Source organism: Phycisphaerae bacterium, from assembly GCA_019636475.1.
Classification (GTDB): domain Bacteria; phylum Planctomycetota; class Phycisphaerae; order UBA1845; family UTPLA1; genus JADJRI01.
Genome location: JAHBXN010000005.1, coordinates 194716 through 206659, shown reverse-complemented (window position 1 = coordinate 206659; position 11944 = coordinate 194716). Strand labels below are relative to the sequence as shown.

8 protein-coding genes are annotated in these 11944 nt (G+C 59.7%); all 8 read left to right on the top strand.

What is annotated here, in order from left to right:
• Nucleotides 1–63 precede the first annotated feature (63 nt).
• The 8 genes from KF841_10000 (at nucleotide 64) to KF841_09965 (ending at nucleotide 11930) form a co-directional block, all read left to right on the top strand.
• A complete protein-coding gene (locus KF841_10000; GenBank protein ID MBX3395687.1) occupies nucleotides 64–1164 on the top strand; it encodes a DUF444 family protein in 1101 nt (366 codons plus the stop codon).
• A gap of 42 nt (nucleotides 1165–1206) precedes the next feature.
• A complete protein-coding gene (locus KF841_09995) occupies nucleotides 1207–2742 on the top strand; it encodes a SpoVR family protein (GenBank protein MBX3395686.1) in 1536 nt (511 codons plus the stop codon).
• A gap of 180 nt (nucleotides 2743–2922) precedes the next feature.
• Nucleotides 2923–4233, top strand: coding sequence for an SGNH/GDSL hydrolase family protein (locus tag KF841_09990; GenBank protein ID MBX3395685.1), 1311 nt, complete (start codon nucleotides 2923–2925; stop codon nucleotides 4231–4233).
• Nucleotides 4234–4442: 209 nt separating this feature from the next.
• Nucleotides 4443–4889 (top strand): hypothetical protein, encoded by a 447-nt coding sequence (locus KF841_09985; protein MBX3395684.1) that lies wholly within the window; start codon nucleotides 4443–4445, stop codon nucleotides 4887–4889.
• A gap of 46 nt (nucleotides 4890–4935) precedes the next feature.
• Nucleotides 4936–5919 carry an SPFH domain-containing protein gene (locus KF841_09980; protein ID MBX3395683.1) on the top strand — a complete coding sequence of 328 codons (984 nt, stop codon included), beginning with the start codon at nucleotides 4936–4938 and terminating at the stop codon, nucleotides 5917–5919.
• 488 nt (nucleotides 5920–6407) lie between these two features.
• On the top strand, nucleotides 6408–8642 hold the full coding sequence (locus KF841_09975; GenBank protein ID MBX3395682.1) for a hypothetical protein: 2235 nt from the start codon (nucleotides 6408–6410) through the stop codon (nucleotides 8640–8642).
• Between the two features lie 382 nt (nucleotides 8643–9024).
• Entirely contained in the window at nucleotides 9025–9600 is a 576-nt protein-coding gene (locus KF841_09970; GenBank protein MBX3395681.1) for a response regulator, read from the top strand.
• 50 nt (nucleotides 9601–9650) lie between these two features.
• Nucleotides 9651–11930, top strand: a complete 2280-nt coding sequence (locus KF841_09965) for an HDOD domain-containing protein (GenBank protein ID MBX3395680.1) — start codon at nucleotides 9651–9653, stop codon at nucleotides 11928–11930.
• Nucleotides 11931–11944 lie beyond the last annotated feature (14 nt).

The following is an 11944-nucleotide window of genomic DNA, read 5'->3' as shown; positions in this document are numbered from 1 at the left end:
CCGCGTAGCCGATGAAATTGTGCCCATCGTATATTTCCAAGACCCGGATGGGCGAGGACAGGCATGGCTCTGAAGATCGAAAAAGACCACCAGCGCTTCCGTCAGATCGTCAAGGGGAAGATCCGAGATGACCTTCGGAAGTTTCTCACCCGCGGTGAACTGCTGGGGCGCGAGGGGCAGAAGACCATCAGCATCCCGATTCGCGGCATCGAACTGCCGCATTTCCGGTATGGCGACAACAACGACGGCGGCGTCGGCGCCGGCGACGGAAAGGCGGGCGACCCCGTCGATTCGCAGGACGGCGGCAAGGGAGCGGCCGGCACCGATCCGGGTCGCCACATTCTGGAGGTTGAGGTTTCGCTTGACGAACTTGCGGAGATCCTCGGCGATCAGTTGAAGCTGCCTCGCATCCAGCCCAAGGGAAAGCACACCATCACGAGCGAAAAGGACCGTTACAGCGGCATTCGCTCGACCGGGCCGAACTCGTTGCGGCACTTCAAGCGGACTTTCCGCGCCGCGATGCGCCGGCAACTGATGTCCGGTCTTTATGACCCTGACAAGCCGATCATCATACCGATGCGCACCGACATGCGATTCCGCAGTTGGAAGACGGTGAAGAAGCCGCAGTCCAACGCGGTGATCTGCTACATGATGGACGTATCGGGCTCGATGGGGGACGAGCAGAAGGAACTCGTCAGGCTTGAGGCCTTCTGGATTGATACATGGCTTCGAAAAAACTACGAAGGCATTGACAGCCGCTACATTGTGCACGACGTCCGGGCTGCGGAGGTTGATCGGCAGACGTTTTTCCGCATTCGTGAGGACGGAGGCACGAAAATCTCCAGCGCGTTTCATGTGTGTCGGCAGATCCTCGAGTCGAATTACTCGCCTTCGGAGTGGAACGTATACATCTTCCACTTTTCGGATGGCGACAATTCAAGCGAGAGCGATTCGCGCGAGTGCTGCAAAATCATGCAGGAGCACCTGCTGCCGTACATCAACCTATTCGGCTACTGCCAGGTCGCCAGCGCCTACGGCAGCGGCAATTTCATCAACGTCATACACGAGTACATGGACAAACACGAAAACGTCATCACAAGCCGGGTGAATACGAAGGACGACATCTACGATTCGCTCAAGACGTTTTTCGGCAAGGGCAAGTAAGGCGCGGCTCGTCGCCGATGCCGACATGGATGGAAACACACAATGAGCCTCGCCCACAAAAGGCCGGAACTCGACCGGTACGCTCGTGAAATTCAGCAGATCGCAGCCAATGCGGGGCTGGATTTCTTCGAGACGCGCTTTGAGGTCGTCGACTTCGACACGATGCAGCAGATCGCCGCGTACGGCGGGTTTCCGCAGCGCTATCCGCACTGGCGATTCGGCATGGAGTACGAAAAACTTCGCAAGCAGCATGTCTATGGCCTGGGCAAGATTTACGAACTCGTGATCAACAACGATCCGTGTTATGCCTACCTGGTCGCGGACAACATGGAAACCGATCAGAAGCTGGTCATGGCCCATGTATTCGCGCACTGCGATTTCTTCAAGAACAACTATTGGTTCTCAAAGACCAACCGCAAAATGATGGATGAAATGGCGAATCATGCGACGCGGATTCGCCGTCACGTCGATCGCTACGGATTCGAAACCGTGGAGAAGTTCATCGACGTCTGCTATACGCTTGACAACCTGATCGATCCCTATTCCCCATTCATGCAGCGGAAGTCCCGGCCCGAAGGCGAGCAGATCAAGGCGACCGAAGAGCGCCAGGTCGAAAAGGACGTCGTCAAATACCAGGCCAAGCCCTACATGGAACGCTGGATCAATCCGCCAGCGCAGCAGCGTCAGCAGAGGAAGGAACTGCTGACCGAGCGCGAGAAGCGTCGCCGCTTGTTTCCCGATTCTCCCATGCGCGATGTGCTGTTGTTCATGCTCGAGCACGCGCCGCTGGAGGACTGGGAAGCGGACGTGCTGGCAATCATTCGCGAAGAAGCCTACTACTTCGCTCCGCAGGGGCAGACCAAGATCATGAACGAAGGCTGGGCCACGTTCTGGCACAGTCGTCTGATGACCACCAAGATTCTGAACGACGACGAAATCATCACCTACGCCGATCATCACAGCGGGACGGTCCATATGCCGCCGGGCCAGATCAACCCCTACAAGATCGGCGTGGAGCTGTTTCGCGACATCGAAGATCGTTGGAACAAGGGACGCTTCGGCAAGGAATACGAAGAATGCTCGTCGATGGAGGAAGCGCGCAAGTGGGACAAAAAGCTCAATCTGGGCAGGGAAAAGATTTTTGAGGTCCGGCGCATCCACAACGATGTGACATTCATCGATGAGTTTCTCACGCCGGAGTTCGTCGAGCGGTTCAAGATGTATCATTACCGCTACGATCCGTCCACCCGGCGAATGGTGGTTGTCAATCGAGACTTCAACAAAATCAAGCAGCAGCTGCTGTTCATGCTTACGAACCACATGCAGCCTTATATCTACGTCGTCGATGGGAACTACGCCAATCGCGGCGAACTGTATCTTGCACACAAACACACCGGCATCGACCTCGACATCAAGTATTGCGTCGAGACGCTCAAGAACGTCCAGCGAATCTGGCGGCGACCGGTGCATATGCAGGCCGTCATCAACGACGAAATGGTGCTTTTCAGCTTCGATGGTGAGCAGTCGCAGCAGCAGAAAGTCCACGGCGACCTGCCAAAGCCGGCGCACCAGGTCTGATTCCTTCCGCGCGGCCGCTGCCTGCCGTCGAGGAGTCCAGACCGTTCCGTGCAGTCGCCGCAAAATCCATCCCGATCGCGATGTGTCATATAATTGGCACCAATGCCTGGCGGATCAGCCCCGCTTCGGTTTGAAAAAACGATCCGCCTCCGATACCATTTATTGAAATGGGAGTCATTCATGGGACGTGCCAACCGCCTGCTCCGGTTTATGGCCGGCGCGGGCTGCATTTATTTTGCCTTCGCGACAGCGCTGCTCCTGGCGCTGATCCGGATCGACACGGCGCATACCGGACTGGGGCCGCGGTACATCCCACTTCTCTTTGCTTCAATGTACACCCACGGAGCATCATTGCTTCTTTGCACGGTCGTCTGGATTCTTGCCCGGCGGCTGCCGATCGGCTCGATGCGCACCCCACGAATCGCCGCGATGGCCGCCGCGCTGCTTTTCACGATTTCGCTCGATCAGGGAGTGGGACTCTTTTATCCGCCCGCAATCGAGACCGACACGGTTTACACGCCTCACGCGCGGCGCGGGTGGTATCACCGCCCGATGGCTCGAGCCTCCGGTACATTTGCCGGTGAGCCGGTTTCCACGGATGCGTTCGGGCTGCGCGTTGCCCCGGCCGCTCCGCCGCGCCGAGCGACGGGGCGACGCATCCTGTTTCTCGGGGACTCCGTCACATACGGCTACGGCGTCTCCTTCCGGCAGACCTTCTCCGAACAGGTTCGGCGAGCCCTCAGTGACATGGACGGCGGACAAGACTGGGACTGCATCAACGGCGGCGTCGCCGGTTATGCCGCATGGCAGGGGGGCGACCTTCTTCGGGAGATCGGTGCGGCGGTGCAGCCGACGGTTGTTGTCGCGCAGTTTTGCATTAACGATGTGTCTGACGTGCTGGGAGTCGAACCGGGCCAGACGCGCGCGGCGGTCTTTCCCGAATTCACATTGCGATCGACCCATTGGAGCGGTCTATACCGATTCGTTGATTCCATCGTGACCGAGGCCCGCGTCTCGCGGTGGCGCGACTGGAATCTTTGGGGACAGCCGATTGCCACGCGCGACGGTGACGATCCGTTCTGGGATCACTCGGTGCTCTTTACCGAACCCTTGCGGCCGGATATCGAGGCCGCCTGGCAACGGGCGCTTGACGACCTTGGCGAAATGTTGGACGAGTGTCGGCGGATCAATGCCCGATTCCTGATTGTGTATTTCCCGTTTCGGGATCAATTGGAACCGGCAGCGTCAATTGACTATCCACAGCGAAGACTGGCGAATTGGGCGGCGCGTCAGGGGATCGAAATGGTCGATTTGACGCCGGTGTTCAGGTCAGCGGCCCATTCGACCGGGGCCGTCAACGCGGGTGTACTTTTCGACGCGGTTCACCCGACCGCTCGCGGATTTGAGCTGGCGGCGTCGATCGTGGGACCGGCCCTGGCCAGAGAGCTATTAATCGCGGAAGGCGAAACGAATCGCATGGGAGGCCGTTAGTCACCTTGTGGAACGGCCGTCGATTCAGCGTACCGCCCCCGTAGAAGCTCGGCGCGGTTTTATAGTAGCCTGTGCACTTTTATCGACTACACTTTATTCGGTGTCTGAGGCCGACTGACGTAGCGGAGTGCATGGTAATACCGGACCCTGTGACGTTGTGCAGGGCGCCCGCTATGTGTGTGGCCGAAGTTTGGCGGGGAGCTTGCGCGATGCCGCAGGAGCGAATATGTGCCGAGTGCAACGAACGAAACGCGGCGACAGCCCAGTTTTGTCGATATTGCGGCAGGTCGCTCGATGCCGCGGTGAGCAGCGCCGGCCGTGCGAGCCATCCGAATCCGATTAGGCCTCCGGATGGCTTCTGCCCGGTCGAATGCGCGGCAGATCTGCACTATCGCATGGAGTCGGTGTCCGGCGGGCCGACCTTGATCGGAACCGAATCGATGAGAGTCGTCCTGTGGAATGCGGGGTATGCGCTGCGCGATGTCGTGATTCGCGTCATCGGGCGGGATGAGGCCTGGCAATTGGCGGTCGATGTCGAGAAATCTGTGACCACCGTCGCTCGTGGACAGGAAGTGCGAATTGAGGTTCCTTCCTATGATATCGAATTGCCGGTGAAGAGCCATCGGGTTTCACTGGTGTCGGCTGAGTTTGTCTGATCGGGGTCGTTCGGCCCGCCGGTCGCGGGAGAAAGGTAGAGGAACGATGGGATACTTGATTGCGGCTATCATTCTTGGGCTGTTTGCGATGATCGTGGTTTTCAGCGGCCTGTTCACCGTGGAGCAGCAAACCCGCGCCATTGTCGAACGCTTCGGCAAGTTCAATGCGGTGGCGCATCCGGGGCTGAACTTCAAACTGCCGATCTTCGATCGCGTCGCCGGCCGAATTACGCACCGCGTGCGAGAGTTGGAAATCGGCGTCGAGTCGAAGAGCAGGGATGACGTATTCGTTGATTTGAAGATCGCAGTGCAGTTTTTTGTCCGGGAGGATGATGACGCTGTTCTGGCAGCGCATTACAAGTTGATGAATCCCGCCCAGCAGATCAGCTCGTACGTCTTCGATACGGTGCGTGCGCTCGTCCCCGAAATGCCGATCGACAACGTATTCTCCGAAAAGGAGCGAATCGCGGCGGCGGTGAAGGAACGCCTCGATGACATCATGTCGCAGTTCGGGTACACGATTCTGCAGGCGCTGGTCAATGACATTCAGCCCGACGCCAAGGTGAAGGAAGCGATGAACATGGTCAATGCGTCGGCCCGCCTTCGCGAAGCCGCTCGCAATGAGGCCGATGCCAAGAAGATCCGCGTGATCGCGGAGGCCGAGGCAGAAGCCCGTGCAAAGGAACTGCAAGGCGTCGGTATCGCACGGCAGCGACTGGCCATCGCCAACGGCTTGAAGGAATCGGTCGCGGCATGTTCAGAGGCGGGCATCTCCCCCGAAGAGGCGACGCGCATGGTTCTGCTCACCCAGCATTACGATACCGTGACGGCCGTCGGGGCGAACAACAAGGCCACCGTGATGATGCTGCCCTATTCACCGGACGGCATGAGCCAGGTCAGCGATCAGATTATGCAGGCATTGATCGTCACTGGTGAAAACGGCGTCCCCCAGAAGCCGACCCGGTCAAGCGAACGACATACTCCGCCGATCCTAACGCGCCATGCCGGTGGATCGAGTGAGCACGCCTGATCGGTCGGGTGTCATTCGGCGTACGTCGAATTCGGGGCGTGACGTCCCTGCGAGAAGATTGAACCTTAATAGAGCCGCGGTCTGCGTCTTCGGATGCAGCCGCGGTTTTTTGTTCGATTGGTGTCGCCGCAACCGTCGAGAGACGCGCATTCGGACCTGCGAACGGGTTTCTCCGACGCGGGCGCTGCAATTCCCATAAACCCAGCCCTGTTTCAGCCGATCCGTTCGCGCCGGGTTATTGGAATCCGCCGCCGGCGGAATCCGACTGATTAGCTGAACCGGATGTTCATGCGGCCGCTCGGTCCGCACGACTTATTTTATGTTCGATGTATCGCAGGATTTGCCAACCAGGTCCGGGGTCGAACTTCGGCTATGTCCAGCGGCGTCTGTTGCGGGACGTCCATGCGGACCTATTGCGATTTGGTTGCGATGACCGATGCACTATTCGGTCATGGAGTTGAATCCGCTCGGACGGACGGGGGAAGAGCATGTTTATTAATCGACTGGCCGCGGCGCTTCTGCTGCTCACTGCATGTGCAACGGTAGAGGGCGCAGAGAAGCATGGCAACAACTGGTACTTCGGATTTGACGGCGGACTGACGTTCGCATCCGGCAGCCCCCAGCCGTTGACGGGTGGCCAGATTTCCGCCAGCGAAGGCTGCGCGACGATCTCCGATTCGGATGGGAATTTGCTTTTCTACACAGACGGGTCCGTGGTTCTGAATGCCTCGCATGTTGTGATGCCGAATGGCTCGGGTCTGCTGGGACACCCTGCATCGACGCAGTCGGCCATCGTCATTCCCAGTCCGGCTTCCGAAGACATCTATTACATCTTCACGGCGGATGCCGCTCCGGGCGGCGTGAACGGCATGAATTACACGGTGGTTGACTTGACGCTCTACGGCGGCAACGGAGATGTCGTCACGAGCCAGAAGAATGTCAACCTCATGGCGACCTGCTCGGAGCAACTGGCTGCGATACGGAATGCCGACGGCAGCGGCTACTGGGTTTTCGCCCGGGCAATCAACTCGAATGCTATCCATGCGTTCGAAGTCACCTCCGTCGGTGTCAATCATACGGCAGTGATCTCCAATGTGGGCGTATCAACCGGAGCCGTCGGCGAGTTCGGCTACATGAAGCCGTCGACTGACGGAACGAAACTTGCGATGGCCTACTACTCCGACGGTTCAGCCGAGTATTACCAAGTCGATCCATCGACGGGCGTCGTTTCGGACGCCGTGGACCTTGGGGGATTGCTGAATCCGTATGGCGTGGAATTCTCCCGGGATGGATCGCGTTTGTACGTCAGCACCCTCAGCAACGCAGTCTTCCAGTTTGATCTGGAAGCCGCGGACATCGCCGCATCAAAGGTCCAGATCGGCAACGTCTCCTGCGGGGCCCTTCAACTCGGCCCGGACGGGAAGATTTACTGCGCTCGAAGCGGGCAGACCGCGCTGGCGGTGATTCACTCGCCGGAAACGCTTGGTGCGGGGTGCGATTTTGAGAATGCGGCTGTGAGCATCGATGGTACCTGCGCCTATGGACTGCCGTCATTTCCGCAGTCCTTCTTCGCGCCAGCCATGGCCCCCACCGTCGCAACGACCGCGGCTTCAAATGTGACGTCAAGCTCCGCGAGCGCCGGCGGTGAAGTGACTGCGGACGGTGGTGCGGCCGTCTCAGCGCGGGGCGTCTGCTGGAGCACATCGCATTTGCCGACAATCGCGGATGGTCACACCTCGAATGGCGCGGGAATCGGAAGCTTCGCGAGTGAACTCACGGGCCTCAACCAGGGCACGACCTATTACATTCGAGCCTATGCGACGAATTCGGCCGGAACCGCTTACGGTGATGAACGGTCGTTGACGACCGCCTCATCGCCAGCCGTTCCGACCGTGACGACTGCGACCGTTTCCGCGGTCTCGACGACATCGGCGTTGTGCGGCGGGACGGTGACATCCAACGGCGGCGGCAGCGTCACGGCGCGCGGCGTGTGCTGGGGGACCAGCTCCGGCCCGACAGTTTCCGGAGATCGAACGATCGACGGTTCCGGCACGGGCGGCTTTGTCAGCACGCTCACGGGTCTCAGCGCGGACACTACCTATTACGTTCGCGCTTACGCGACCAATTCGGCTGGAACCGCCTACGGCATGCAGCGCAGTTTCACGACGCAAGCAATTGGCACTGCGACCGGCCCGGATATCCACGTCGAGATTACGGCGAGGGTGGATGGTGCGATGGTGGGCGACGAGATCGAGTTTGAGATCGATGTCAGGAATGACGGCGCGGGCGTCGCGAACGACTGCACGTTGAACTTTGCCGTACCGGGTAACACGTCGTTTGTTTCACTCAACCTCCTTGAGGGCGCGTCGCATGCGCCGATGGATGTCGCAATTGCCGACGGTGCCGTCAGCACTGAGCTTGGAAAAATTGATCCGGGTCAGGTCATCGCGATGTTGCTGAAATTGCACGTGATCTCGGCGGGTGTGATCAAAGTGACGGCGACGGCGAACGGCTCGGGCATGACGGCTGAGGTATCGGGTGAATCCGGAGCAATCGAGGCGATTGATGTGATAGGGCAGATCATCTCGACAGGAGAGTGCGGCATGCTCTGCGGAGCATCGTCTGCCGCGCAGTGGCTGATGGCGGGTGTGCTCCTCTGCGGCATGAAGCGTCGCCGCACCGATCGGCGGCCACCGCAGCGCACGCCTTTGACAGCTAAATGACTCAACTCCCGAACGGGATTAACTCTTCGAGTACCTGAGGCGGTGCCGGGGCCCGGCAAGTCGCCCTCGATTAATCATCCATCAAATCCGCCTATTGGCGTATCTGACACCCGCTTTTCACGTCGCGAGAGGCGGGTGTCTCAATTTCCAGGCGGTGGCCGCGGCAACGGAGTTTGCCCCCTCGCTGGCCTCGAATCGGCCGTTTCGTGCGTCCTCTATCGAGTTGAGGTTGCAGGGCAAATCGAATGAGCCGCAAGTCGCCGGAATTGCCGATCGATATGGAATCAGGCTTGTGAATTTGGGCGAACTGGGTAAAGTGCGACAACTAGTTATCAGACCAAGCGAGGCAATCGTGGCCGACACAACCAACACCACCGAACAACTGGATTGGCGCACGAAAAGCATCTTCACAACGGGGGAGGTCGCGGAGATTTGCCGGATCAGCCAGCAGACGGTTATTCGCTGCTTTGACAGCGGCAAGCTGCGCGGTTTCCGGGTGCCGGGTTCGCGGTTCCGCCGGATTCCGCGTGAATCGTTGATGGAGTTCATGCAGGAGCATCAGATTCCGGTGGAGAATCTCAGCTCCGGCAAGTCCAAGGTGCTGGTGGTGGATGACGATCGCGAGATTGTCGACATGCTTGTCGATATCCTGACGCGCGAGGGTCGCTTCGAGGTTCGCTCGGCATCAAACGGCTTTGATGCCGGAGCACAGACCAAGGAGTTTGCGCCGGATATCGTCTTATTGGATTACATGCTTCCGGACATCAACGGCAACGTCGTCTGCCGCCGCATCCGATCCGATCCGCAACTGAGTGAGACTCGTATCATCATCGTGTCGGGCGCGGTCGATCCCGTGGAGATTGAGAATCTCAAAGCGGCCGGTGCGGACGATTTCATCAAGAAACCATTCGAAATCGATCACCTGATTGCGCGCATGGTGGAACTGCTTTCTGCGTGACCGAGGTTGGTCGGAGCCCCGGCCGACGATGAGGGGGATCCTGGTTCGCCATGACGTCGATGGCCGTCGACAGCTCGGATGCTCGCAAAGCTGAGTTGGTGCTGGCGCAGCTCGACGCCCTGCCGCCGCTGGCTCCGATCGCTGCGCGCATTCTCGCGTTGGCGGACGATTCCAACACCCATGCACGGCAGATTATCGAGCTTGTCAGCGCCGATCCGGCATTGACGGCTCGCGTGCTGTCCATCGTCGGCAAAGCCGAACACGGGTTCCGCGCGAAGTCCGTGACGATCGACACGGCCGTCAAGATGCTGGGTTTCAAGGCGATCCGTCAGATAACGCTGACGCTCAAGGTAATGGATGCGTTCGGCTCCGGCCCGGATCGTGCCGGGACGCAGCCCGAGGAAGCGCCGGCATTCGACCGATCCGAATTCTGGAAGCACTGCCTGGCCGCGGCCTGCGCGGCGCGACGGATCGCGATGAAACTGCCAAACCTCTGGCATTCGGAAGAGGCGTTTGTCGGCGGTCTATTGCACGATATCGGCAAGATCGCCATTGAGACCGCGATGCCAAAGGCGTTTGAGCGCATCGTGCGACAGGCGGATCGCGAGCGGGCTGATATTGCGGACGTGGAGCGGGCCTTGCTCGGGGTGGATCATGCAGTGGTCGGACATCGCCTGGCGGACAAGTGGAATCTGCCGGCGCCGTTGGCCGAGTGCATCTGGCTCCATCATCAACACCCGGAAGGCTTGCCGGCCTCGATTGCCGCGAAGGGGCACGTCCAGATCGTTCAGCTGGCGGATACCATCGCAAGAGAACAGCGAATCGGCTATTCAGGCAATTATCAGGTTGCCATCAGTTCGCGGACACTGGGGTCGCGACTGGGCCTTTCCGAGTCGGCTCTCGCGGAAATCGCGGAGTCTCTTGTGGACGAAATCGCGGAGCGTGCGGCATGGATCGGCGAGGAATCGCTTAACACACGCGCCGTCTATTTGCACGCCCTGATGCAGACGAACGAAGAGCTTGCCGCGGCAAACGCCGAACTCGGCGAACAGCGCCGTCGGCTGGAGCGAGAGCGCGTCTATTTCTCGGCAGTGGGCCGGCTCAGCCGCAATGTGACGCCGAAATCCCGCGTATCGGATGTCTGCGGCGTCGGTGCTGCCGCGCTGCGCGATGTGCTGGATCGACAATCCGCGTATGTTTTTGCACTGAGCGAGGACGGCCGCTGGATTGAATGGGCGTCGGCAGGCGCTCGAATCCAGTCGGGATTGGAAGAATGCACCGAGGTGCTTCGGGTCGCCCATGCCGATCTGGCGGCGGCGGTCGAATTAAGCTCGGCCGGCGTCTGGCTGGCGCCGCCGGTGGGGACGGTTCTTCGTCTGGCGGAGCGCTCCCGTTCGATGATCGGAACCGGTCCAGTCTGGCTTTTTCCGATAGTCCGGGAGCGCCGGTGGGTGGCCGGCGCGCTTTTCACAGCGTCTTCCGCGGAAATCGGCGCGCTTCGGGTTGAAGTCAACGAGTTGGAGTCTCTGAGCGGCGCAATTGGATTGGCCGTCGAGCAGGCCCAGTCGCGAGCCGCCGCGGTCCGGCTCAGCGATGAACTGGCCGAGGTGAACCGCAGGCTCGGCACGGTCGAAAGCGAACTGGTCGCGGCGAGGAATCTGGAAGCGATCGTGAGCTTTGCCGCGGGGGCAGCGCACGAATTGAACAATCCGCTTGCGGTCATTTCGGGTCGTGCCCAGGGGCTCCTGCGCCGCGAAGATCGGCCGGATGTCCGAGAATCGTTGGAGATTATCGCTCGTCAGTCGCATGCCTGCAGCGGGATCGTGACCGAGCTGATGGAATTCGCGCGGTCGGCGACACCAAAGCCGGACCGAATCGATATGCGCTCGTGCGTCGATCAGGTTGTCGCAGAATTGGCGAGTGCCGGATTATTGGAAGAAGGCCAGATTCGGGTGGACATCTCGTCCGATACACGGTTCATTCACTTCGACGCGGATCACCTCAGGGGGATTTTTCGCGAGCTTCTGAAGAACGCCATCGAGGCCACTGATCCCACGAGCCGTCGTTTGTCCATCAAGGACGCGACGGATTCGTCCGAAGATGAAGTCGTGATGCACCTGATCGATAACGGTCGGGGCATGACGACGGACGTGCTTGATCGAGCGATGGAACCGTTCTTCTCCGTCCGCCCGGCCGGCCGCGGGCGCGGATTGGGGTTGGCCCGGGTGCGACGCTGGTTGCAGCAGGGCGGAGGCCGCATCCGTCTCGATAGCGAGCCAGGCAAAGGGACGATCGTGGAGTTGCGATTCCGGGCCTGCGTCGATCAGTAATGTCACATATGTGG

Bases quoted from the DNA above. Each gene is read 5' to 3' on its own strand.
- KF841_09995 (MBX3395686.1), top strand. From the start codon at position 1,207: ATGAGCCTCGCCCACAAAAGGCCGGAACTCGACCGGTACGCTCGTGAA.
- KF841_09980 (MBX3395683.1), top strand. From the start codon at position 4,936: ATGGGATACTTGATTGCGGCTATCATTCTTGGGCTGTTTGCGATGATC.
- KF841_09965 (MBX3395680.1), top strand. From the start codon at position 9,651: ATGACGTCGATGGCCGTCGACAGCTCGGATGCTCGCAAAGCTGAGTTG.
- KF841_09975 (MBX3395682.1), top strand. From the start codon at position 6,408: ATGTTTATTAATCGACTGGCCGCGGCGCTTCTGCTGCTCACTGCATGT.
- KF841_10000 (MBX3395687.1), top strand. From the start codon at position 64: ATGGCTCTGAAGATCGAAAAAGACCACCAGCGCTTCCGTCAGATCGTC.
- KF841_09990 (MBX3395685.1), top strand. From the start codon at position 2,923: ATGGGACGTGCCAACCGCCTGCTCCGGTTTATGGCCGGCGCGGGCTGC.
- KF841_09985 (MBX3395684.1), top strand. From the start codon at position 4,443: ATGCCGCAGGAGCGAATATGTGCCGAGTGCAACGAACGAAACGCGGCG.